24 protein-coding genes are annotated in these 25,391 nt (G+C 29.0%); 19 read left to right on the forward strand and 5 right to left on the reverse strand.

Annotation, left to right across the window (positions count from 1 at the left end):
* Positions 1-77 precede the first annotated feature (77 nt).
* Genes ACJJVK_RS16770 through ACJJVK_RS16785 form a run of 4 tightly spaced genes read left to right on the forward strand, consistent with a single transcriptional unit; the run spans position 78 to position 3,734 of the window.
* Complete coding sequence (locus ACJJVK_RS16770) at positions 78-671, forward strand: ACP phosphodiesterase (protein ID WP_405568166.1); 594 nt, start codon at positions 78-80, stop codon at positions 669-671.
* Between the two features lie 37 nt (positions 672-708).
* Positions 709-2,406, forward strand: coding sequence for a gamma-glutamyltransferase (ggt, locus tag ACJJVK_RS16775; protein ID WP_405568169.1), 1,698 nt, complete (start codon positions 709-711; stop codon positions 2,404-2,406).
* A gap of 45 nt (positions 2,407-2,451) precedes the next feature.
* On the forward strand, positions 2,452-2,871 hold the full coding sequence (locus ACJJVK_RS16780; protein ID WP_405568172.1) for a VOC family protein: 420 nt from the start codon (positions 2,452-2,454) through the stop codon (positions 2,869-2,871).
* Entirely contained in the window at positions 2,871-3,734 is an 864-nt protein-coding gene (locus ACJJVK_RS16785; protein WP_405568174.1) for an RluA family pseudouridine synthase, read from the forward strand. The genes ACJJVK_RS16780 and ACJJVK_RS16785 overlap by 1 nt, the downstream gene beginning before the upstream one ends.
* Here ACJJVK_RS16785 and ACJJVK_RS16790 read toward each other — a convergent pair.
* Entirely contained in the window at positions 3,709-5,202 is a 1,494-nt protein-coding gene (locus ACJJVK_RS16790; protein WP_405568175.1) for a PLP-dependent aminotransferase family protein, read from the reverse strand. The genes ACJJVK_RS16785 and ACJJVK_RS16790 overlap by 26 nt on opposite strands.
* A gap of 85 nt (positions 5,203-5,287) precedes the next feature.
* Between ACJJVK_RS16790 and ACJJVK_RS16795 the strand changes: the two genes are divergently transcribed.
* The 15 genes from ACJJVK_RS16795 to ACJJVK_RS16865 all read left to right on the forward strand — a co-directional run bounded on the left by ACJJVK_RS16795 (position 5,288) and on the right by ACJJVK_RS16865 (position 21,490).
* Positions 5,288-5,818 (forward strand): DinB family protein, encoded by a 531-nt coding sequence (locus ACJJVK_RS16795; RefSeq protein ID WP_405568178.1) that lies wholly within the window; start codon positions 5,288-5,290, stop codon positions 5,816-5,818.
* On the forward strand, positions 5,805-6,095 hold the full coding sequence (locus tag ACJJVK_RS16800) for a DUF1272 domain-containing protein (protein ID WP_405568180.1): 291 nt from the start codon (positions 5,805-5,807) through the stop codon (positions 6,093-6,095). The genes ACJJVK_RS16795 and ACJJVK_RS16800 overlap by 14 nt, the downstream gene beginning before the upstream one ends.
* 1 nt (position 6,096) lies before the next feature.
* A complete protein-coding gene (locus tag ACJJVK_RS16805) occupies positions 6,097-6,612 on the forward strand; it encodes a GNAT family N-acetyltransferase (RefSeq protein WP_405568181.1) in 516 nt (171 codons plus the stop codon).
* Positions 6,613-6,614: 2 nt separating this feature from the next.
* On the forward strand, positions 6,615-7,274 hold the full coding sequence (locus ACJJVK_RS16810) for a pyridoxamine 5'-phosphate oxidase family protein (RefSeq protein ID WP_405568184.1): 660 nt from the start codon (positions 6,615-6,617) through the stop codon (positions 7,272-7,274).
* Positions 7,275-7,323: 49 nt separating this feature from the next.
* Complete coding sequence (locus ACJJVK_RS16815) at positions 7,324-8,601, forward strand: hypothetical protein (protein ID WP_405568187.1); 1,278 nt, start codon at positions 7,324-7,326, stop codon at positions 8,599-8,601.
* On the forward strand, positions 8,601-9,683 hold the full coding sequence (locus ACJJVK_RS16820; protein WP_405568189.1) for an AI-2E family transporter: 1,083 nt from the start codon (positions 8,601-8,603) through the stop codon (positions 9,681-9,683). The genes ACJJVK_RS16815 and ACJJVK_RS16820 overlap by 1 nt, the downstream gene beginning before the upstream one ends.
* 7 nt (positions 9,684-9,690) lie before the next feature.
* On the forward strand, positions 9,691-10,887 hold the full coding sequence (locus ACJJVK_RS16825) for a class I SAM-dependent methyltransferase (RefSeq protein WP_405568191.1): 1,197 nt from the start codon (positions 9,691-9,693) through the stop codon (positions 10,885-10,887).
* Between the two features lie 181 nt (positions 10,888-11,068).
* The gene (gene fdhD, locus ACJJVK_RS16830) at positions 11,069-11,875 is read left to right on the forward strand and encodes a formate dehydrogenase accessory sulfurtransferase FdhD (RefSeq protein ID WP_405568194.1); all 807 of its coding nucleotides are present in this window, start codon (positions 11,069-11,071) and stop codon (positions 11,873-11,875) included.
* Positions 11,868-14,159 (forward strand): FdhF/YdeP family oxidoreductase, encoded by a 2,292-nt coding sequence (locus ACJJVK_RS16835; RefSeq protein WP_405568197.1) that lies wholly within the window; start codon positions 11,868-11,870, stop codon positions 14,157-14,159. Before fdhD ends, ACJJVK_RS16835 begins: the two co-directional genes overlap by 8 nt.
* 9 nt (positions 14,160-14,168) lie before the next feature.
* A complete protein-coding gene (locus tag ACJJVK_RS16840) occupies positions 14,169-15,695 on the forward strand; it encodes a hypothetical protein (protein ID WP_405568200.1) in 1,527 nt (508 codons plus the stop codon).
* A gap of 34 nt (positions 15,696-15,729) precedes the next feature.
* Positions 15,730-17,361, forward strand: coding sequence for a beta-N-acetylhexosaminidase (locus ACJJVK_RS16845; protein WP_405568202.1), 1,632 nt, complete (start codon positions 15,730-15,732; stop codon positions 17,359-17,361).
* Between the two features lie 5 nt (positions 17,362-17,366).
* Positions 17,367-18,443 (forward strand): mevalonate kinase, encoded by a 1,077-nt coding sequence (locus tag ACJJVK_RS16850; RefSeq protein ID WP_405568204.1) that lies wholly within the window; start codon positions 17,367-17,369, stop codon positions 18,441-18,443.
* A 10-nt stretch (positions 18,444-18,453) separates the two neighbouring features.
* Entirely contained in the window at positions 18,454-19,326 is an 873-nt protein-coding gene (locus ACJJVK_RS16855; protein ID WP_405568206.1) for a sugar phosphate nucleotidyltransferase, read from the forward strand.
* A 49-nt stretch (positions 19,327-19,375) separates the two neighbouring features.
* Positions 19,376-21,184, forward strand: a complete 1,809-nt coding sequence (locus ACJJVK_RS16860) for a sodium:solute symporter family protein (protein WP_405568208.1) — start codon at positions 19,376-19,378, stop codon at positions 21,182-21,184.
* Positions 21,185-21,271: 87 nt separating this feature from the next.
* Positions 21,272-21,490: a hypothetical protein gene (locus tag ACJJVK_RS16865; protein WP_215995198.1), complete on the forward strand. Its 219-nt coding sequence runs from the start codon at positions 21,272-21,274 to the stop codon at positions 21,488-21,490.
* Positions 21,491-21,701: 211 nt separating this feature from the next.
* Here the strand turns inward: ACJJVK_RS16865 and ettA are convergent, their stop codons facing one another.
* From ettA to ACJJVK_RS16885, 4 genes are all read right to left on the reverse strand, one after another.
* Positions 21,702-23,393 (reverse strand): energy-dependent translational throttle protein EttA, encoded by a 1,692-nt coding sequence (ettA, locus tag ACJJVK_RS16870; RefSeq protein WP_405568212.1) that lies wholly within the window; start codon positions 23,391-23,393, stop codon positions 21,702-21,704.
* Positions 23,394-23,445: 52 nt separating this feature from the next.
* On the reverse strand, positions 23,446-23,628 hold the full coding sequence (locus ACJJVK_RS16875; protein WP_215995200.1) for a CAL67264 family membrane protein: 183 nt from the start codon (positions 23,626-23,628) through the stop codon (positions 23,446-23,448).
* Between the two features lie 116 nt (positions 23,629-23,744).
* Entirely contained in the window at positions 23,745-24,737 is a 993-nt protein-coding gene (gene lpxD, locus ACJJVK_RS16880) for a UDP-3-O-(3-hydroxymyristoyl)glucosamine N-acyltransferase (protein ID WP_405568216.1), read from the reverse strand.
* A gap of 87 nt (positions 24,738-24,824) precedes the next feature.
* Complete coding sequence (locus ACJJVK_RS16885; RefSeq protein WP_405568219.1) at positions 24,825-25,385, reverse strand: hypothetical protein; 561 nt, start codon at positions 25,383-25,385, stop codon at positions 24,825-24,827.
* Positions 25,386-25,391 lie beyond the last annotated feature (6 nt).

A 25,391-nucleotide genomic window follows, 5' to 3' on the forward strand; every position in this document is an offset into this window, starting at 1 on the left:
TTATTAGAATCTTAGATTTATAAATTTTTAGAAAACCACAACTTTTTAGTTGTGGTTTTTTGTTTACTTTTACTTTAATGAATTTCCTAGCACACCTCTACTTATCGCAAAACAACAAAAATATTATGATTGGTAATTTTATTGCAGATCATATTAGAGGTAATAATTACGAAAGTTTTTCTAAAGAAATTCAGCAAGGTATTTTTCTACACAGAGAAATTGACACTTTTACAGACGCACATCCTATTGTTAGAAAAAGCAAAAGACGTTTGCACGAACGTTATAGACATTATGATGGTGTTATTATCGATATTTTTTATGATTACTTTTTGGCTAAAAATTGGACCAATTATTCTGCAACGCCTTTAGATATTTATGCAAATTCTGTCTATACTTTTTTTGATAAAATTTCGGCAAGTTTACCTTTAAAATCACAGAATTTTATTAAATATATGATTGAGTATAACATTTTGTATAACTATCAATTTAAAGAAGGAATTCAGAAAGTTTTAAACGGAATGAATCAAAGAACAAAAGGTAAATCACAAATGAATTTAGCCATTGAAGATTTAAATCAATTAGAAAATGAGCTAGAAGAAGATTTTACTTTATTTTTTAAAGATTTAATGGAAATCAGCAATACCAAATTAAATGAATTAATTGCCACTTAACATAAAACAAAATTGAAATAAAACTCTAACAATAAAAATGAAAAAACGAAATACATTTTTACTACTTGCATTTTTATCATTATTAATTTCTTGTAAAAAAGAAAAAGTAACTGAAAAAGAAGTGGGTTTAATTACCAAAAAAGCAATGGTAGTTTCAGCAAGAGTTGAAGCTTCTAAAATAGGAACAGCAATCTTAAAAAAAGGCGGAAATGCTTTTGATGCAATGTTTGCCACAGAAATGGCTTTGGCTGTAGCTTATCCTTTTGCAGGAAATCTTGGTGGAGGTGGTTTTATGGTGTACAGAAAAAATAATGGAGAAATTGGTGCTTTAGATTATAGAGAAAAAGCACCTTTAGCTGCTTCTAAAGACATGTATTTAGATGATGAAGGAAACATCATAAAAGGCAAAAGCACAGTTGGAGCCATGGCCATTGGAATTCCTGGAACTGTTGCAGGAGTTTTTGAAGCGCATAGAAAATTTGGAACTTTAAGTGTACAAGAAATTCTAGAACCTGTTATTGCTTTAGCAAAAAGAGGTGTTGCTGTAACTGCAAAACAAGAAAAAAGGTTGAACAATTATCGCCCTTTGTTTGATAAAGTGAATAAAGATTCTATCACTTTTACACACAAATGGAAAGAAAATGATACTATAAAATATCCTGCTTTAGCAGAAACATTAATCAAAATTCAAAAAAATGGAAAAGATGAATTCTATAAAGGTAAAACTGCAAAAACCTTAGTAAAATTTATACAAGATAATGGAGGAATAATGACAATTGAAGATTTAGAAAAATACGAAGCAAAATGGAGAACTCCTGTTACTTTTAATTATGACGATTTACGAATAATTTCTATGTCTCCTCCTTCTAGTGGAGGAGTTTGTTTGGCGCAAATAATGAATGCAATTGAGCCTTTTGAGTTAGATAAATTTGGTCATAATAGTACAAAAGCCATTCAAGTAACTACAGAAGCAGAAAGACGTGCGTATGCAGATAGAAGTCATTTTTTAGGTGATCCTGATTTTGTTGCAATTCCGCAAAAAGAATTAATCAGCAAATCTTATAGCAATAAAAGAATGTCTGATTTTAGTTTTGATAAAGCAACTTCTTCTGCTGATGTTTCTTATGGAAATATCGAAATTATTGAAAGTGATGAAACCACACATTATTCAATAATTGATCAATTTGGAAATGCAGTTTCTGTAACCACAACTTTAAACGGAGCTTATGGTTCTAAACTATATTCTTCTGAATTAGGTTTCTTTTTAAATAATGAAATGGACGATTTTAGTAGCAAACCTGGTGAGCCTAATATGTTTGGTTTAATTGGTGCAAAAGCCAATGAAATTACTCCAGAAAAAAGAATGTTAAGTTCTATGACACCTACAATTGTAGAAAAAGATGGAAAGCTTTTTATGGTAGTTGGTACTCCTGGAGGTTCTACAATTATAACTTCTGTGTTACAAACAATTTTAAATGTGCACGAGTTTAAAATGAATATGCAAACAGCTGTAAATGCGCCTAGATTTCATCATCAATGGTTACCAGATGTTGTAAAAATGGAGCCAAATAGTTTTGATAAAAAAACCATTAAAGATTTAACAAATCTTGGTTATACTATTGATGAAACTACCTCAAGAATTATTGGTAAAGTTTCTGCTATTCTAGTTTTACCTAATGGAAAATTAGAAGGTGGTGCAGATAAAAGAGGTGATGATACTGCTGATGGGTTTTAAGTTGTAAAAAAAAATTATAACTTTGAAAATTTTAAACTAATAAAAATGAAAGCACAACCATTTCACTTAGCAATTCCAGTACAAAATTTAGAAAAATGCAGAACATTTTACAGAGATGTTTTACAATGCGAAGAAGGTAGAAGTACAGATATTTGGGTCGATTTTAATTTCTTTGGTCATCAATTGGTAATTCATCAGAAAGAAGATTTTAATCCGCAAAGAATTTCTAATTCAGTTGATGGTAAAGATGTTCCTGTTCCACATTTTGGCGTGGTTTTAACTTGGGAAGATTGGCATTCTTTAGCAGAACAATTAAAAGCTACAAACACCAATTTTGTAATTGAACCTTGTATTCGATTTGAAGGAAAAGTTGGAGAACAAGCTACCATGTTTTTTAAAGACCCTGAAAATAATGCTTTAGAGTTTAAAGCTTTTAAAGATATTGGTCAGTTGTTTGCTAAATAATGCAACTTTTAGAAACTCATATTGCCAAAAAAGTAAAATACCCAATCCGTTTTCAAGAATATGGAGTGGGTATTTTTAAAACAATACCCACAAAATCTGGCATAAAAAAAGCCATTAAAAAAGGAATCGTTTTTATTGATGATGAATTGGCAACAACTTCTAGATTTATTCTTGGAGGCGAAAAAATTGAACTTTATCAATCAGAAAATTCATCAACTTTTAAAAGACTAAAACTCGATTTAGAAGTTTTATTCGAAGATGATTATTTAGCAATTATCTACAAACCTGCAGGAATTTTAGTAAATGGGAATAAATTTGTGACTATTGCAAATGCATTATCTCAAAACTTACAAAAAAGTAGTCTTCAAGATGCTGTAAAACCACAACCAATCCACAGATTAGATTACCCAACATCAGGAGTTTTGTTAGTGGGTAAAACAAGTTCATCTATCCAAAAATTGAGTGATTTATTCAAAAACAAAGTAATTCAAAAAACTTATTTTGCAGTAACAATTAGTGAAATGTGTATTGGAGGTACAATCAATTTTAAGGTTGATAATAAAAAAGCATCCACAGAATTTAAAGTTTTATCTTCTGTAAAATCAGAACGGTTTGCCTTTTTAAACTTGGTTAAACTATCACCAAAAACAGGGAGGAAACATCAGTTAAGAAAACATTTATCAGCAATTGGTCATCAGATTTTAGGGGATAAAGATTATGGAAACACTAACTTAGTGTTAAAAGGAAAAGGATTGTATTTACACGCATTTTCTTTAGAATTTCTACATCCGTTCACGAAAGAAACAATTTTTATTTCTAAAGAATTACCTAAGAAATTTAAGAAGATTTTTCCAAGTTTTTAAGTTGCTGTATTGTTTTAAAAAGTCGATTTATCAACTCATATATTTCCTCTTCATTATAAGTTGCAAAACCTAACCTAATGGCATTGTGCCCAGATTTTGCATTGTCATAACGTTGCCACTCACCTATTTCTAATTTGTTTTTTCTACCAATTTCCGCAATTGTTTTCCAAGAGTATTTTTTGTATAAAGTAAGCCATACAGCCATTCCTCCTTTTGGTTTATCAAAAGAAAAAATATCAGAAAAATTTTCTTTTAACAGTTTACAAAATAAATCTCTTCTTGCTTTATAAACTTTCATCACTTTTTTAATATGTCTATCTAAATCACCAGATTTTATAAAATCTTCAAAAGTTAATTCCAATAAAGCATCACCTTGTCTGTCTATAAATCGTCTGTGATTTGCAGCTTCATTTACAAAAGAACTTGGTGCAATAATATACCCAATTCTGTATACAGGAGCCACAGTTTTACACACAGAACCAATATAAATAACATTACCATTTGTATCATGACTTGCCAAAGGTAAAATCGGAGAATGATTGTAATTAAAATCATAATCGTAATCATCTTCTATAATTGCAAAATTGTATTTTTTAGCTAAATTCAATAAATGAATCCTTCTTTCTGCGGATAAAGTTACAGTTGTTGGATGATGATGATGAGAAGTAACATAAACTGCTTTTATTGATTTTATTTTACAAACCTCTTCAATTTCATCAGTAGAAAGTCCATTTTCATCAACATTAACTCGAATTAAATTTGCTTTTCTTTGTAAAAAATTAGTGTCAGCAGATGTATAATTTGTTTGACCAACAATAATATTATCATCTTCTTGTAATAGTAATTTTGCTGATAAAAAAATTCCCATTTGACTACCTCTTGTAATCAAAATATTTTCTTTTTTAATGTTTAAACCACGAGTTTTATTTAGATAATCAGCTAAAGTAATTCTCAGTTTTTCATTTCCAAAAAGAGATCCATAAGACATTTCTTTATAAATATCTTTTCTACTACAAATTCTTCTGTAAGTTCTTGCTAAATCTTCAGTTGGTGTTAATCTTGCATCAGAAATACCATCATTCAAATACATAAAACCTTCTGTAGGTTTAAAAAAGTTACGTTCTAAAGATTTGTCTTTATAAAAATTAAATCCAATTTTATTTTCTGAAGATAAAATATCTTTTTCAATAAATTTTTGCTGATGTAATTCTGGCAAATTAGAATTTACAAATGTTCCTTTTTTAGGCATACTTTCTACCCAACCTTGCAACAATAATTCTTCATAACAAGCAACCACAGTTTTTCTATGCACGTTTAACAAATCTGCTAAAATTCTACTTCCAGGTAATTTAGTTTCTGGAACTAATTTTCTTTCTTTTATTAATTGAATAAACTGATTTGCCAACTGTAAATACAAGGCCTGTTTGCTATTTCTATCTAAATGAAAAATTGTTTTATATGGAAACATTATCTGGACTACTTTATATTTTTATTCTGGATGATTAAAATAGACCATAAATATAGTAGTTTTAAAATATCAAACCACAAAAAAGATGAAAAAACAAGATTTAAAATTAGAAGAATTAGACATCTATTATAAAAGATATTTAGATAAATTAAACAATGAAACTGCCTTATTACATGGTTTTATTGATGGTAAATCTAATACCATAGCATTTTTTAAATCGATTTCTGAAAATAAATTAGATTTTAAATATCAACCTGAAAAATGGTCTATAAAAGAAATATTACAACATCTTATTGATACTGAAAGAATCTTTATGTACAGATGTTTTAGAATTGCAAGAAGAGATACAGTTGCTTTGGCTGGTTATGATCAAGAAATTTACAATCCCCCATCTAAAGCAAATAATAAATCTTTAGATGATTTATTGAATGAATTTACCATCAACAGAAACAATTCTATAGCTCTATTACAAAGTTTAAGCAATGATGATTTATGCTTTATAGGTAATGCAAATGGTGATAAAATGTCTGCAAGAGCAGCTGCTTTTATAATTATTGGTCATGATATTTGGCATACAGATGTCATTAAAAATAAATATTTGAATGTTAGAAATTAGACCTAATTGCGAACATTGCAATAAAGATTTACCCAACACTTCTACAGATGCAATGATTTGCTCTTTTGAGTGTACGTATTGCAAAACTTGCGCTATTGAGATTTTTAAAAATGTTTGTCCAAGTTGTGCAGGTAATTTTGTTGAACGTCCAATTCGTCCATCAAAAATGATAGAAAAATATCCAACATCAAAAGAGAAAATTTTTAAACCTAAAGATCTAAAAGCTGCAAAATTAAATTCTAATAAATATTTTAACATAAATCCAAAAGACAGATAAAATGATTGAAATAAGAAGAGCTACTGAAAATGATTCAACTTATATAGCCTTATTAGGCAGAATTACTTACACTGAATCTCATGGAGATTATATAGAAAACAAGAAAAACTTACTTGATTTTTACAATACATATTATGCTGTTTCGCAAATAAAAAAAGAATTAAATGACAAAAACAATCTGTTTTGGATTATTTTTTCTGATGAATTACCAATAGGTTTTGCTAAACTCTGTTTAAATGTAAACACCTCTAATTTAGAGGATAAAAATTACTGCAAATTACAAAGACTCTATATTTTAAATGATTTTATTGGTTTTAAAATAGGCACCCAATTACAAGACATTATACTAAAAAAAGCAGTTGAATTAAATTACAAAAAAATATGGTTAACAGCCTATTACAAAAACACAAAAGGCATAAAATTTTATAAAAGATATGATTTTAAAAAAATTGGTAGTATCGATTTTTATGTTGGTGAAATCAATTATGAGAACTTAATTTTTGAAAAAAAACTATAATTATGGAAGAATATCAGCAATCTAAAATAAACAGGATTAAAAGAGGTGCAAACAGAGGTACTTACAATGTAGAAAAAATTAATGTAATTTTAGATGCAGGTTTTTTATGTTATGTAGGTTACATTTATGATAGTAAACCAATTACAATTCCTATGGCTTATGCCAGAAAAGACAATAAAATTTACATTCATGGCTCTACAGGCAATAGAATGCTTTTATCAATTTTAGAAAGTAAATCAACCTCGATTACTGTTATGCATTTAGACGGATTGGTTTTAGCACGTTCTGGTTTGCATCATTCTGTAAATTATAGATCTGTTACCCTTTTTGGAGATTTAAAAAAAATAGAAAACGATACTGATAAAACTGATATTTTAAAAAGAATCGTAAATCAAATGGTACCCAATCAATGGAATTCTTTAAGACCTATGTACAAAAAAGAATTAGACAGAACATTGGTGGTAGAATTTACCATAGAAACTGCATCTGCTAAAATTAGAGATGTTGGTGTTGCTGATGAACCAGAAGATTACGATTTAAATATTTGGGCTGGTGTTGTACCTATAAAACAAATTGCAGAATATCCAATAGCTGATGAAGGAAAACCAAAATCAATGGAAATACCTCAACATATTTTAGATTATTATGAGAAAAACAAATAATGACTGACTAAAAATTGATAAATTCGCTTTTTAATTTATCATTTTTTTTATGAAGAAATTTTTAAAGATTATAATTGCTGTAATCCTTCTAATTATTGGTTTTGGTTTTATCTACTATTTTGTAAATAACGAAGAATTACCAGAAGGAAAAAAAGGAAAAGAGGCTGATGCTTTAGCAATAAAAATGTACAATGCTATAAATCATGAAGCTTTTGAAAATACCGAAATTTTAAAATGGAGTTTTAGAAACGAACATTTTTACACTTGGCATAAACAAGAAAATATAGTTCATGTTTCTTGGGCAGAAAAAAAAGTAACTTTAAACACAAAACAACCCGAAAAATCTGTTCTTTATATTGATGGAAAAATCACCAAAAACAAAGAATTGATAAAAAAAGCACAAGACTTTTTTAATAACGATTCTTTTTGGTTGATTGCACCTTACAAAATTTTTGATAATGGAACAGAAAGAAGTATTGTAAAACACGAAGGTAAAGATGCATTAATGGTAACGTATACTTCTGGTGGTTCTACTCCTGGTGATTCTTATCTTTGGATTTTAGACGACAACTACTACCCTACTTCTTTTAAAATGTGGACATCAGTAATACCAATTGGTGGTGTTTCTGGTACTTGGTCTAATTGGAAAAAAACAGAAGCTGGTATAAAACTACCAACAAAACATACATTATCACTTTTGGGTTTAGAGATAAATATGGGTAATGTAAAAGCTTATAATGAAAAAGCAAACCAACTTGCTGATAAAATATTAAAAGCCATTAAACATAAAGCCTATAAAGAAACTAATTTTTTAGAATGGAGTTTTGCTGGTAAAAGAAGTTTTAATTGGGACAAAAAAAATCATATTGTTGATGTTTCTTGGGATGATTTTAAAGTTAAACTACACCCAGAAAATTTAGAAAAAAGTACTGTATTCTTTAAAAATGAAAAACAAGAGGATACAGACGAAAAAGTTGTAAAAAGAGCGTGGGACATTTTTAATAACGATTCTTTTTGGCTAGTTGCACCTCATAAATTATATGATAATGGTGTTATTAGAAACATAGAAAATATAGAAAACGAAACAGCTTTAAGAATAACTTATACTTCTGGTGGTACAACTCCTGGAGATGCTTATGTTTGGGTTTTAGATGAAAATTATGTGCCAAAAAGCTATAAAATGTATTTAAAAAACAGAGGTAAACAAGGCACTCTTGTAACTTGGGATGATTGGATTACAACAGAAAGTGGTACCTTATTACCAACAAATCATACTTTTTTAAACGGAGGAAGATTAAGTATGGGAGAAGTAAAAGCATATAACTAATGACAGCCAAAACAATAGCAAACGGAATTTTAAGAGCCTTAGGAATTCTACTCGGAATTTTTATTCTAGTGTATTTCTTATACGCAATACAGTCTGTAATTATCTATTTAATTATTGCTGCAATTTTATCTTTAATTACAAGACCAATCATTCGTTTTTTAAAACGTAAATTAAAATTTCCGAACACATTAGCTGTTGTATCAACCATGTTTTTAATGCTTGGCTTACTTACAGGTTTAATTTTAATGTTTATACCTTTAATACTAGAACAAGGCAGAAGTTTATCTCTTTTAGAAGTAGACAAATTAGAAAATAATTTACAGAGAATTTTTCATCAAATAACTACTTATTTTTCATCTAAAGGAATAGATGTATTAAGCGAATTAAAAAACGTAGATTTTTTATCTCAATTTCAAGAAATACCCAATTTTCTAAATTCAGTTTTAGGGGCTTTAGGCTCTTTAAGTGTTGGTTTATTTTCAGTATTATTTATCTCTTTCTTTTTTATGAAAGACAGCCAATTACTAAAAAAAGGAATTATGACTTTAATACCAAATGGTACTGAAGGCAGGTTTTCTAAATCATTAGAAACCATTAATAATCTATTATCTAGATATTTTATTGGTTTAATAGTTCAGATAACTATTTTGTTTGTTTTTTACACCATTATTCTTTTAATTTTTGGAATTCATAATGCAATTGTTATTGCTTTTTTATGTGCACTTTTAAATTTAATACCTTATGTAGGGCCGTTAATAGGTGCTGTTTTAATGTGTATTCTATCAATGACAAGTAATATTGAGTTAGATTTTCAAACAGAAATTTTGCCAACAACAAGTTATATTATGGTTGGTTATTTAATAGCACAATTAATAGATAATTTTGCAAGTCAGCCAATAATTTTTTCAAAAACCACCAAGTCTCATCCTTTAGAAATTTTCTTAATTATTATAATTGGTGGTTTGCTTTTAGGTGTTATTGGTATGATAACTGCTGTACCACTTTACACAGCATTAAAAGTAATTTTAAAAGAGTTTTTATCAGAAAACAAAATTGTAAAATCCATTACAAAAGACTTATAATTAAAATTTGAATCCGAAAATCTTACATAAAGATGTTCAGCAATTTATACAAGAACATTTAAAATCAGACATTACAAAACTGATTTTAAAAGGAAGTCCTTTTAATGGAATTACTGTTCAAGAATTAGCAAATCAAGTCGTTGCTAAACAAAAATCAGAAAGTAAATTACCAACTTGGTTTCAAACAGAAAACATTTATTATCCACCAAAAATTAGTATTGAGCAAACTTCGTCAGAAATAACTGCAGATTATAAATCTAATTTAATTTCTGGTGATAATATTATTGATATTACAGGTGGCTTTGGTATTGATTGTTATTACTTTTCTAAACAATTTAAGGCAGTAACTCATTGTGAAATAAATGAAGAGTTATCAACAATTGTAAAGCACAATTATCAACAATTAAAATCAGATAATATTACTTGTATTTCTGCAAATGGAGTTGATTATTTAAAAAATACTACTAAAAATTTCGACTGTATTTACATAGATCCATCCAGAAGAAATGATGTAAAAGGTAAAGTTTTTTTATTTAAAGATTGTTTGCCTTATGTACCACCACAAATCGATTTCTTTTTCACAAAATCTAATTATATTTTAATTAAAGTTTCTCCTATTTTAGATATTACAAATACAATTAAAGATTTAAAAAATGTAAAAGAAGTTCATATTGTTGCCATAAATAATGAGGTTAAAGAATTACTTTTTATCTTAGAAAAAGATTATGTAAATGAAATTAAAATTAAAACGATTAACTTTCAAAAAAAGAACAAGCAAGAGTTTGAGTTTAATTTTAATGACAAAGTAGTATCTACATATTCAGAACCTCTTACCTTTTTATATGAACCAAATTCAGCAATTTTAAAGTCTGGCGGATTTCACCAAATATCAAACCAATTAGAAGTTTTTAAATTACATCAACACTCGCACTTATATACATCAAAAGAATTCATAAATTTTCCTGGAAGAGCTTTTAAAATTGAACATATTATTTCTTATGATAAAAAGAAATTAAGGAAAATTTTACCCGATAATAAAGCAAACATTACCACTCGAAATTTCCCGAAAACAGTAGCACAAATTAGAAAAGAAACAAAAATAAAAGATGGTGGAAATGTTTTTATTTTTTTTACAACCACTATAAATGGCAATATTAAATTAGTTATCTGTAAAAAAGCGAACAATAACTTATCATATTTATAATATTTCACAACTTTTATTCTTTGAAATGGAAAATATTTTTTTTATATTTGCAACACTTTATGTGTTTTATTTTTAGGGGTATAAGACACTAAAGCCCAAGTCTCGATTTCTATATCGAGACTTTTTTTATTACTAATAGTTTTTCATTAAGTTTGTATAGAAGGAATAACTTTCTACAGATATGCAAACAGCTAATTATCAGGGTTTAAAAATAACAACTAATCATCATTTAAAAATTGATGATTACTTAGTTGTAGAAGCTCCATTACAAATAAATATTAATAACGAGCCTTATACTGTTGTTATGCGAACTCCTAATGATGATTTTGAGCTAATTAGAGGCTTATTATATGCTGAAGATATTTACAAAAAAAAGGAACCTTTAGAGTTTAAAATTGAAGAAGAATCTTCTACAATACCTACAATCATAAATGTAAATATTCAGAAAGATTTCTTAGGTAAAGGATATTTAAATAAACGAACATTATTGTCTGTTTCTTCTTGTGGAATTTGTGGTAAAAAAGAATTAAAAGATATAAATATTACTGGAGAGCCATTAACTAAAAGTGTCTTTATTTCTTCGGATGAACTGCATAAAATGTATGCTAATATGAATAATTTTCAAGAGATTTTTAAAAAATCTGGAGGCAGTCATGCATCAGCAATTTTTAATAAAAATCAAGAAATTTTATCGGTAAAAGAAGATATTGGTAGGCATAATACAGTAGATAAAACTGTGGGTGATTTATTAGAAAAACAAACTTTAAAAAACGCACATTATTTATTAGTAAGTGGTAGAGTTTCTTACGAAATTGTTACCAAAGCCTTTATTGCAAAAATACCAATTATTGTAGCAGTTTCTGCTTGTTCTTCTTTGGCTGTAGATTTTGCAAAAGAATTCGGAATTTGCTTAATTGGTTTTACCAGAAACCAAAAAATGACCATTTACGCTAACCCAAATTATATTAATAAACTAGAAAATGTTTAAAAAAACAAACGCACAACCACCAGAAAAATTAACAGGAATTGAGTTAATAGACGTTCCTAAATCTGCTGTTGGTGCAAAAGCAATAGCCTCTGCACTAGGTCATATTAAAAATGAAGTTGGTGTTTTAAAAGGTATTAGTTTATTAAAAAATTTAAATCAGAAATATGGTTTTGATTGCCCAGGTTGTGCTTGGCCAGATCCAGATGAAAAACGTGCTTTTTTAGCAGAATATTGTGAAAATGGAGCAAAAGCTGTTGCAGAAGAAGCTACTAAAAATAAAGTTTCTCCATTATTTTTCTCTACCTTTTCCGTAAGGAATTTAGCTCAATTATCTGATTATGAAATTGGTAAAAAAGGACGAATTACACATCCTGTTTATTTACCTGAAGGATCAGATTATTATAAAGAAATTTCTTGGCAAGATGCTTTTAAATTAATTGCTGATGAGTTAAATATCTTAGACTCTCCTGATGAGGCCATTTTTTACACTTCTGGTAGAACCAGTAATGAAGCTGCTTACTTGTATCAATTATTTGTGCGTCAGTTTGGTACAAACAATTTACCAGATTGTTCTAACATGTGTCATGAATCTAGTGGAGCTGCACTTACAGAAACATTAGGTATTGGTAAAGGTTCTGTTACTTTAGACGATTTTAATCATACAGATTTAATTATTGTAATTGGTCAAAACCCAGGAACAAATCATCCAAGAATGTTAACTGCCTTAAGTGAAGCTAAGAAAAAAGGGAGCAAAATAATTACTATTAACCCTTTACCAGAAGTAGGTTTAATAAATTTTAAAGAGCCACAAAACCCTTTAAAATGGGCTAGTTCTGGTCAAGATTTAACAGATTTATTTTTACAAGTAAAAATAAATGGAGATGTTGCTTTATTAAAAATAATTTTAAAGTTGATGTTAGAACAAGAGGAAAACGTTCCTTATTCTGTTTTTGATTATCAATTTATAAAAGACAAAACTTACGGAATTGAAGATTTATTAGATGATTTAGAAACCTATTCTATAGATTATTTGTTGCCACAAACTGGTTTAACTTTAGATGAAATCAAGAAAGCTGCTGACTTAATTATCAACAATAAAAAAATGATAATTTGCTGGGCAATGGGTGTTACTCAGCATAAAAATGCTGTTGATAACATTAGAGAAATTGTAAACATTTTATTACTGAAAGGTAGTATTGGTAAAAAAGGTGCAGGTACTTGCCCTGTTCGTGGTCATTCTAATGTTCAAGGAGATAGAACTATGGGGGTTTGGGAAAAAATGCCAGATTCTTTTTTAGATAGTTTAGAAGAAGAATTCAAATTTAAAGCACCTCGTAAACATGGTTATGATGTTGTAGATGCAATCGAGGCTATGCACAAAAAGAAAGCTAAAGTATTTTTTGGTATGGGTGGTAATTTTATATCAGCAACACCAGATACAGAATTCACAGCAGAAGCTTTACGTAATTGTAATTTAACAGTTCATGTTTCTACCAAACTAAATAGAAGTCATCTAGTTCATGGTAAAAAAGCATTAATTTTACCTTGTTTAGGACGTTCAGAACAAGACATCCAGAGTTCTGGAGAGCAATTTGTATCCGTAGAAAATTCTATGGGAGTTGTTCATAAATCTAAAGGACATTTAAAACCTTGTTCTGAAAATTTATTAAGTGAAGCTGCTATAGTTGCAGGTTTAGCCAATGCAACTTTTAAAAAATCTACAATAAATTGGATTAATTTTGTATCTAACTACGATTTTATTCGCGATAAAATAGAAGCTACAATTCCTGGTTTTAAAGACTTTAATAAAAAAGTTAGAGTTGATGGTGGTTTTTATTTACCAAACAATGCAAGAGAAAATAATTTTAAACCAACACATACAGGTAAAGCTAATTTTAGTATAAACTCACCTTCAGATATTGTATTAAAAGACAATCAATTTATGATGATGACAATTAGAACTCACGATCAATATAATACTACTATTTATGGTTTAAATGATAGATATAGAGGTGTTTTAAATGAACGTAGAGTTATATTTATGAATCCTGATGACATGAAATCTTTAGGTTTAGAAAAACTCGATTTAGTAGATTTAACAAGCTATTTTAACGATGAAGAAAGAGAAGCTAAAGGCTTTTTAGCAATACCTTACAATATTCCTAAACAATGCACAGCAACTTATTTTCCTGAAGCAAATGTATTAGTACCTATAAAAAGTACTGCCAATATTAGCAATACGCCAACATCAAAAACAATAATTATTTCTATAAAAAAAAGATAATTTCAAATTATGAAAAAACTTTTAATTTTATTTGTAATCTCATTTTCTAGTCAATTTATATCATCTCAAACAGATAATGTTCCTGATAAAAAAACTCAGAATGCATTTGCAAAACTAGATTTTCTATCTATAAATATGCCTGAAACTTCTATACCTAATGAAGCAAATATGGGGTTTACTGGTATTCATTACAACTTAATGTTGAATGATTGGGCTTATGCAGGTACTGGTATTTATGGCGCAGTTTCAGGAGAAAGAGGTGGCTTTTTTACTTTAGGCGTAAATGCAGGAATTAAAAAATATTTTGGCGATGATTTTTACTTAGATACTGGTTTTCATTTTGGTGGTGGAGGTGGAGCTGCAGCTCCAGATGGTGGTGGTGCTTTTATTTTGCCGCATTTTAATTTGGGTTACGATTTTAAAAGTTTTTCTCTAAACTCAGGTTGGTCTTATGTTAACTTTTTTGATGATGGGCTAATCAAAGGACATCAATTTAATCTTGGTTTAGAATTCCCTTTAAACTTTGTATATGCTGATTATAAAACCTCTGAAACTGAAATTGATTTTACAGATTTAGCAAAGTCAGATTGGAACATCAATTCTAAAAAAACTTCTATGATGTTACATCTAAATACATTAAAAATAAAAGGTGATACCCAAGGCATTAATAATGGAAAAACTATAAAATTAGCAGGTTTCGAGTTCGATTCTTATATCACCGAAAACTGGTTTGCATTTTTAAAAGTAGATGGTGCTTTCGATGGAATTAAAGCCGGTTTTATGGATGTATTTTTAGGTGGTGGTTATCACTTTAACATCAACAACAACAGTACAAATATTTTAGCTAAATTTGGAATTGGTGCAGCTGGTGGTGGAGGAATAGACACACAAGGTGGTTTTTTACTTTATCCAGATTTGTCTATTGAACAAAGAATTTATAATGATTTATTTATAGCTGTAAACAAAGGTTTTGTGCTATCTCCTAACTCACATTTTAATACTTCTTCTTTGGGTGTTGGAATAAAATATTATATTGATAGAAATGGAATTATAGCGGACAAATCTTTTTCTTCTGGAAAATTTAAAGGTTTTGAAGTAATTGTAAAACAGGATCTTTATTTAGATGCTGAAAGAGATGGTCAACCTACAGAAGATTTACATCAAATTTCACTTCAAATAAATTTAGATTTAAACAAAAACGTGTATGTTGCTGGGCAAACTGCATTTGCTAATTTTGGTAATGCTGGTGCTTATGCAGAAGGTATTGTTGGTTTAGGTGCAAAAACAAATCCTATTGCAAACGATAAAATCACCATTTTCGGACAAGTTTTAACGGGTGCTGCTGGTGGTGGAGATATTAGTACTGGTGAGGGCTTAATTTTAAAACCAAGTGCTGGTTTAAGCTATAAACTAAACAATACTTTAAGTCTTAGAGCTGCTGGTGGTTATGTAAAAGCTAAAGGAGGTCAATTAAGTAGTACTTTCTTTAACTTCGGATTAAAATATCACTTGTCATTTTTAAAAATGAACGAATAAAAGCTTATTTTTAAGAAATAATCACATCCCAAAAATGAAAATTAAATTTATAGTTTTTTTCAGTTTGTATCTTTTGTTAAACACTCAAATTATTACATCACAAGAATTACATATTACACCTCGTCCTCAAAAAATAATTACAGGTAATAAATCATTAAAAATAAACTCAGAAACACAAATTGTTTTTGATGATGATAGTAAAATCATAGCTAATAATTTACAGCAATATTTTAAAGACGAATTTAACTTAAACTTAAAAACTACTGATTTTCAAAATCTTAAAATAAATTTTATCAATTTTAAAATTGATAAAAGTTTTGCCGAAGAAAGTTATGAACTCAATGTAACTATAAATAATATTTTAATTACCGCTAAAAATGAAAGAGGTTTATTTTACGGATTACAAACTTTAAAACAGTTGTGCTCTTACAATGCCAATTTTTCTAAATATGAAAAGTATTTAGATGTAAAAGTGGTTAAAATAGAAGATTGCCCAAGGTTTAAATGGCGTTCTTTTATGTTAGATGAAGCTCGGTATTTTAAAGGAATGAAACAAGTAAAAATGCTTTTAGATGAAATGGCATTTTTAAAAATGAATGTTTTTCACTGGCATTTAGTAGATGATCAAGGTTGGCGAATTGAAATAAAAAAATATCCAAAGCTTACAGAAATTGGTTCTAAAAGAAAAAGCACACAAATTGGACCTTTACAATGGGAAAGCCCAATTCAATCTGCAGAACCACATGAAGGATTTTATACACAAGAACAGATAAAAGAAATAATACAATATGCTAAAGAAAGGCATATAACTATTGTTCCAGAAATAGAAATGCCTGGACATTCTACTGCTGCAATTGCTGCGTATCCTTGGTTAGGAACTTCTGGAAAAGAAATTGAAGTACCTATAAAATTCGGAGTTGGTAAAGATGTTTACAATGTTGCAAACCAAAGAGTAACTGACTTTTTAAAAGATGTTTTAGATGAAGTTATGGCACTTTTCCCATCCGAAGTTATTCATATTGGTGGTGATGAAGTAAAATACAATCATTGGAAATCTTCTGCTTATGTTCAGAAATATATGAAAGAAAATAACTTGGCAACTCCTGCAGATTTACAAGTGTATTTTACCAATTCCATTTCTAAATATTTACAAAGTAAAGGTAGAAGAATGATGGGTTGGAACGAAATTATGGGGCATAATTTACATCATTATCAAAATAAAAACGATACAAAAACGACTCAAAAATTAGCACAAGAAAGCATTATTCATTTTTGGAAAGGTGATGTAGAATTGGCAACAACCGCTGCAAGTAATGGCTACGAAATTGTAAATTCGCTACATACTTTTACGTATTTAGATTACAGATATAAAAACTTACCACTTTCAAAAGCCTATTCTTTTGATCCTGTTCCTGAAAAACTCGATCCTAAATATCATAATAAAGTGATTGGTTTGGGTTGCCAAATGTGGGGAGAATGGATACCTACAGATGGAAAAATGCATTACAAAGTTTTTCCAAGAATTGCTGCTTATGCAGAAGTTGGTTGGACAGATAAAAAACAAAAGAATTTTGGTGTTTTTAAAAAATCGCTAAAGAATTTACAAAACAGATGGACTGCCAAAGAAATTTATTTTGCTCCTGATGATTTTGTAGAAAAAAAATAATTCGTTTGAAAGAAATTATATCCATAGCACCAGGAAGAACTTGTTTGTTTGGCGATCATCAAGATTATTTAGGGTTACCCATTATTGCTTGTGCAATCAATAGACACATCACTTTAAAAGCTACAAAAAACAATTCTGAATCTTTTAATATTGATTTGCCAGATATCAATAAAAAAAGAAGAATTCAAATTTTTGAAGAGGTAGAAAAACTAGAAAAAGAAGATTTTTTACAATCGTCTTTAAAAGTTTTAAAAAGATATAATTGCATTCCAGATTCAGGTTATGATATTTTGATTACTGGTACAATTCCAATAAATTCTGGTACTTCTAGTTCATCAGCATTAACAGTGGCTTGGGTACAATTTTTATTAAAAGCCTTCGGTCCAGAAAAACTATTAACTCCAGAAAATATATCTCAATTGGCTTTTGAAGCTGAAGTTTTAGAGTTTAATAATCCAGGAGGTAAAATGGATCAATACAGTATTGGTTTAGGAAATATTATTTATTTAGAAACTGGTGATGATTTTTCTTATGATGTTTTAAAAGCACCTTTAACTGGATTAATAATGGCAGATTCTGGTGTTCCAAAAGAAACTACTGCTCTGCTAAAAAGATTAAAAACAAATTCTTGGTTGGCTATTGAAGAAGTTAAAAATAAGATACCCAATTTTAAAGTTGAAACAGCAAATTTTGATGATTTACAAAAATATTTAGATTGTGTTTCATCTGATTTAAAACCTTATTTAGAAGCTGCAATTGGTAATTTTACAGTTACAAAAAGAGCTTTAATAGAATTTAAAAAAGAGCAATTAAATTTAGTGAAAATTGGTAAATTGATGAATCAACATCATCATTATTTAAAAAATCTATTAAAAATAACAGTTCCTAAAATTGATGCTATGATTGATGCTGCTTTAAGTGAAGGAGCTTTAGGAGCAAAAATTGTGGGTTCTGGAGGTGGAGGAAGTATTGCTGTTTTATCACCTAAAAATAAAGAAACCGCTATTAAAAAAGCACTGTTTAATGCAGGTGCAAAAGATGTCTATATTGCTGCTGTAGATCAAGGAGCAAGAATCGAATAAATAAAATACTATGCATAATAATTTGGTAATTTTAGCTGGAGGAATGTCATCCAGAATGAAGAAACCTTCTACCTCAAAATCTATTAATGAACAAGAAACTAGCCAAGCAAATAACAGAAGTAAAAGCTTAATTAGTGTTGGTAATTCTGGCAGACCTTTAATGGATTATCTTTTATTTAATGCAAAAAAAGCAGGTTATAAAAACATCTATATTGTTATCAACGAAAAAGGTGGTTTGTTTAAAGAGTTTTATGGAGAAAAAAGTAAAAACAATAATTTTAACGGATTAAACATCTCTTTTCCTATACAGTATATCCCAAAAGAAAGAGTAAAACCTTTTGGAACTGCAGATGCAGTTTTTCAGGCTGTAGAGCAATTTACAGAATTACTATCACAACAGTTTACAGTTTGTAATAGCGATAATTTATATTCAGAAAAATCTTTGAAAACACTTAGAGAGACTAAAATTTCGAATGCTTTAGTTTCTTTTGATAGAGATGCTTTAGAGTTTTCTTTAGAAAAAATTTACTCTTTTGCAATTATGAATTTAGATGAAAATAATTATCTAAAAAATATAATTGAAAAACCAACATTAGAAGAAGCTGAAGCGTATAAAGACGAAAAAGGTAAAATTAGAGTAAGTATGAATATTTTTAAAATGGATGGAAAAATGATATATCCTTATTTAAAAAACTGTCCTATTCATCCAAAGCGAAATGAAAAAGAATTGCCAACAGTAGTTTTAAATTTTGTTGCAGATTATCCTCAGGCTTTTTTAGCAATTCCACTTTCTGAACACGTGCCAGATTTAACTGCAAAAGACGATATCATCATCATAAAAGAATATTTAAAACAGCATTACCCAGAAAGATTAAATTGGTAGTTATTAAATATTTATATTGCAACTATCCTAACAATCAATAAAAAACTTTATGATCAATTTAAGTACATTAGATTATGTATTAATCATTTCATTTTTTTTAATCACTTTATTTATTGGAATTTACGTTTCTAAAAAATCAGGCAAAGACTCAACCGAGTTTTTTCTTTCTGGTAGAAATATGCCTTGGTGGTTATTGGGGGTTTCTATGGTTGCTACTACTTTTTCTACGGATACTCCTAACTTTGTAACTGATATTGTAAGAAAAGATGGAGTTTCATCGAATTGGATGTGGTGGGCTTTTCTAATTACAGGATTATTGACTGTTTTTGTTTATGCAAAATTATGGCGAAAATCGGATGTAAAAACAGATATAGAATTTTATGAATTACGTTATGGAGGTAAACCTGCAAAGTTTTTAAGAGGATTTAGAGCTTTATATTTAGGGTTTCTATTTAATATTTTTGCTATGGCTGGTGTAACTTTAGCCGCTATAAAAATAGGCAGTATAATGTTAGGTTTACAACCTTGGGAAACCATAGTTTATGCAGGAACTGTAACTGTAATTTTTAGTGCTTTAGGCGGATTTAAAGGTGTAGTTTACACCGATTTTATACTGTTTTTCACAGCCATGGCTGGTGCAATTGGTGCAGCTTATTATCTAGTTAACTTGCCAGAAATTGGCGGAATTGAAGCTTTAATTACCCATGAAAATGTAGTAGATAAATTATCGATATTACCAGATTTTAATAATACAGAAGCAATTATTACACTTTTAGTTATTCCTTTAGCTGTACAATGGTGGAGTTCTTGGTACCCAGGTTCTGAACCTGGAGGTGGTGGTTATATTGCTCAAAGAATGTTAGCTGCAAAAGATGAAAACCACGCAATGGGTGCCACTTTTTTCTTTAACATTATGCATTATGCTCTGCGTCCTTGGCCTTGGATTTTAGTAGCTTTAGCTTCTTTAATCATCTATCCTGATATAGCAAGTATTCAAGAAGCTTTTCCTAATATATCTGAGAGTAAATTAGGTGATGATTTAGCGTATTCTGCAATGCTTACAAAATTGCCAAGTGGTTTATTAGGCTTGGTTTTAGCCTCTTTAATTGCTGCATATATGTCAACCATTTCTACGCATTTAAACTGGGGATCATCTTATATTGTGAATGATTTTTATAAACAGCACATAAAGAAAGATGCTTCAGAAAAACATTTGGTTGCTGTAGGTAGAATTTCTACAATTTTATTAATGATTTTTAGTGCACTTTTTGCTTTGTACTTACAAAATGCAAAACAACTTTTCGATATTATAATTATGTTTGGTGCTGGTACTGGATTAATCTTTATTTTAAGATGGTTTTGGTGGCGAATTAATGCTTGGAGTGAAATTTCTGCAATGATTGTTTCTGGTGTTATTTCATTAATTTTTTCATCAGAAAGTATTGGTATTCTATTTTTTGGTGATGAAGGCTTTTTGCCTATTTGGGCTAAACTACCAGTTGTTGTATTTATAACTACTGCAATTTGGCTTTTATTTACCTTTATCACTAAACCAGAAAAACAAGAAGTTTTAATTAAATTCTACAATAAAACGCAACCTGGTGGTCCAGGATGGATTCCTGTTTTGGAAAAAGTTGAAAACAATAAAATTATATTAGAAGAAAACAAAAACTGGAATGTACCCTCAGGGATTTTAGCAATGTTATTGGGTTGTATATTAATTTATAGTTGTCTCTTTACAACTGGTTATTGGATTTATGGAGAATATACTATAGCTATAATTACATCTGTAATAGCAATTATCTCTGCCTTTTTATTAATTAAAACTTGGAAAAAAATAAAAACAGATATTTTATAAATCTTAAAATTTTCTTAAAATTATTAAAATAATTAAAAAAACAGCTTATATTGCAGCATATTTAACCCCTTAAAATTCCCTAACATTATGGACAAAGATACCATAAGGCAAGTTTTTTTACTTGCAATATCTTCTATAGCTTTATATTTCTCAGGTTTACATTTAATGTCTATTGGTAAAATAAAATCATTAGAAGACGGACTTATTGTAATGATTTTCTTTTTTTCAGTTTTCCCTTTTTTAAGTCTTTTAACTATGTTAACTATTAAATTACTTAAATCATTTTTAGGAGCAAAAAACTACTAAAAACAAATAATATACTGAACAAAAAAATAGCTGATATAAAATCAGCTAAAATTGTTGTTTAAAAATAAAGGTTTTTCTTAAAATAAATAAGGGTTTTTCCTCATAGTAAAAACTTTAATAATATATACTTTTGTATACACCCCCAACTTTTTAAGTTATTTGGACTGATTTAAATCTTCATTCTCTCACCAAGAATGAAGATTTTTTTATTTTATCTAATTAACTTTTTATACTTAATACGTTTTGGCATTAAATCTCCACCCAAACGTTTTTTCTTATTTTCTTCATAATCAGAAAAAGAACCTTCAAAGAAATACACTTGGCTATCTCCTTCAAAAGCTAAAATGTGTGTACAAATTCTATCTAAAAACCATCTATCGTGACTAATAACTACAGCACAACCTGCAAAGTTTTCTAAACCTTCTTCTAAAGCTCTTAATGTATTTACATCTAAATCGTTTGTTGGCTCATCTAAAAGTAAAACGTTACCTTCTTCTTTTAGGGTCATTGCCAAATGCAATCTATTTCTTTCTCCTCCAGAAAGTGTAGAAACTTTTTTGTTTTGCTCACTTCCAGAAAAATTAAAACGACTTAAATAAGCACGAGAGTTCACTTGTTTACCTCCCATCATTACTAAATCTTGACCATCAGAAAAGTTTTCCCAAATTGTTTTATCTGGATTGATATCTGAATGTGCTTGATCTACATATGCAATTTTAGCAGTTTCACCCACTTTAAAGTTTCCATTATCAGGATTTTCTTCTCCCATAATCATTTTAAAGATGGTCGTTTTACCAGCACCATTTGGTCCAATAATACCAACAATACCTGCTTGTGGAAGGTTAAACTCTAAATTTTCATATAAAATTTTATCATCAAAAGCTTTAGAAACACCTGTTGCTTCAATAACATTGGTTCCTAAACGAGGTCCATTAGGAATGTAGATTTCTAATTTTTCATCAACTTGTTTTTGATCTTGACTCATTAACTTGTCGTAATTCTTCAAACGTGCTTTTTGCTTTGTTTGACGACCTTTTGCACCTTGACGAACCCACTCTAACTCTCTTTCTAAAGTTTTTTGACGTTTAGAAGCTGTTTTACTTTCTTGTGCCATTCTGTTAGATTTTTGATCTAACCAAGAAGAGTAGTTTCCTTTCCAAGGTATACCTTCTCCTCTATCCAATTCTAAAATCCAGCCAGCTACATTGTCTAAGAAATATCTATCGTGAGTTACTGCAATTACAGTTCCTTTATACTGTGCTAAATGATGTTCTAACCAATGTACAGATTCTGCATCTAAATGGTTAGTAGGCTCATCTAACAGTAAAATTTCTGGTTCTTGTAATAATAATCTACATAAAGCAACACGTCTTTTTTCTCCTCCAGAAAGGACTCCGATTTTTTTATCAGAATCAGGAGTTCTTAAAGCATCCATTGCAATTTCTAATTTGGTATCTAATTCCCAAGCATTGGCAGCATCAATTTTATCTTGTAATTCTGCTTGTTGGTTCATTAGTTTTTCCATCTTGTCTGCATCAGAATAGACTTCTTCTAAACCAAACATGTCGTTTATTTTATTGTATTCATCAAGAATTGCAACAGTTTCTGCAACACCTTCTCTTACAATTTCAATTACTGTTTTTTCTGGATCTAATTGAGGTTCTTGTTCTAAATATCCAACTTTATAACCAGGAGAAAAAGTAACATCACCTTGAAAATTCTTTTCTACACCAGCAATAATTTTTAATAATGTTGATTTACCTGATCCATTTAAACCAAGAATACCAATTTTTGCTCCATAGAAAAAGCTTAAATAAATATCTTTTAAAACTTGTTTACCTGTTGATTGATAGGTTTTAGAAACCTTATTCATCGAAAAAATGACTTTCTTATCGTCTGACATTTTAATATTTTTTTTTAAATAAATGTGAAATTGCTACAGAAATTTGTAGACTTTATACTCTTCCTTTAAGAGCATTAAATACCCAAGCTATACAGAAAAAACCAAAACCAACAGTTGCAAAACCCCAACCTGCTACATCTTCGTATCTGTATCCTCCTAATAAAATTAATACTATACCCATTACTATCATTAATAAAGTAGCATAACCTAATACAGTATTTTTATTCATTGACATATTTCCAAATTGTTTATTCTGTACAAATATCGTTAATTAATTAGAACTGTCAAATTATAGGTTTAGTAAAAAACCTTCAAAACAGTGTCGCTAAAGAACAAAAAGTCTTTTTAATTTTAGTTTTTTGCCAGTTTACGTAAAGCAACCCATTGTTTCATCTTTTCTCTCGAATCACAAGCAGGATAACCAACAACTGTTTTACCAGCAGCAACATCACTTATAACCCCAGAACCTGCACCTACTTTTGCGCCAGAATGAATAGTTACATGGTCTTTTATAGAAGCACTTCCGCCAATAATTACACCATCTCCTAAAGTTACAGAACCTGCTAAACCACTATTCCCTGCCATAATACAACATCTTCCTAAAACAGAATTATGACCAATTTGTACTAAATTATCTATTTTGCAACCATCACCTAAAATAGTAGAACTAAATTTACCTCTATCAATACAAGAATTTGCTCCAACTTCTACTGCATTACCAATTACTACATTACCTATATGTATAATTTTTACTAAACCTCTACCATCATTACTTGGCCTGTACCCAAAACCATCAGAACCAATACTTACATTAGTATGAAAAATACAGTGACTTCCAATTTTAGTTCGTTCTCTAATAACAGTTCCAGACCATACAACTGTTTCATTTCCAATCGTAGAATCATCAAAAACAGAAACATTGGGATATATTATTACATTATCTCCTAAAGTTACATTTTTACCAATGTAAGAATTGGCACCAATTTTACAGTTTTTTCCTAATTTTACAGTTTTATCTATGACTGCTGTTGAATGAATTTCTGTTTCAAAAAAAGGAGCTTCTGCTTGAAAAGCTTCTAAAAGAACAGCCATTGCTAAATCTACATTTTTTACTTTCACAAATGCTTTTCCTTCTTCTGGAAGAATTTTTATTCCTTCAAAAACAATAGCAACACTTGCATTAGAGCTTTTCCATAAACGTTCATATTTCGAATTCCCTATAAAAGTAACTTGCCCTTTTACTGCTTTTTCAATTTGCTCTGGTGCATTAATTACATCTTCGCAGTTTCCTATTAATTCGCCATTAATAAGTGAACATAATTCTTTAACTGTAAATAGTTTCATGGTATTTTTTTCTAAAAATAGTGTTTAATTTTACTTAAAAACAAAAAAATCCTATTAATATAGGATTTTCTTAAAATAGTCTTTATTTTATTGCCTTCTCTCACCTCTACCTCTACCACCTTCTTCATTATTATGTTTTTTAGGTTCTAGGCTATCTCTCTTATTCTTTTGATATTTTACCCATTTTTTAAATTGTTTTTCTGATAAAATATTTTCTAAGTTTTTATTCAACTCTTCTTCATGTATAAGAATTTCTTCTTTAACAGGTTTGATTACTTCTTCTACTTTTTCTCTCATTTTTACACCTTCTTCTCTATTACCTGAACTCATTGATGTATTTACAACAACATTTAAATCAGAAAATTTTACTGAATTTAAAAATGCAATTTCTTTAACTTTAAAATTGTAATTACTTATAGCTTTTTTTACTTTAATTTTTAATTGATCGTCTTTAACTTTTATTTTCTTTATAACTTCATCAGTTTCATAATAAAAAATACCTGCAGCCTCACTCGCCTTAAATTCCTTAACCTCTCTTGTTTCTCCTTGTCTATTTTGTTGATTCATTCCACCTCCACCATTTCTCATACCTTGAGAAAAAATCAAACTATTTACCAATAAAAGTGCTGCAAAAAAAATATGTTTCATAATGAC

The sequence above is a fragment of the Polaribacter sp. Asnod6-C07 genome, assembly GCF_045063625.1.
GTDB lineage: Bacteria > Bacteroidota > Bacteroidia > Flavobacteriales > Flavobacteriaceae > Polaribacter > Polaribacter vadi_A.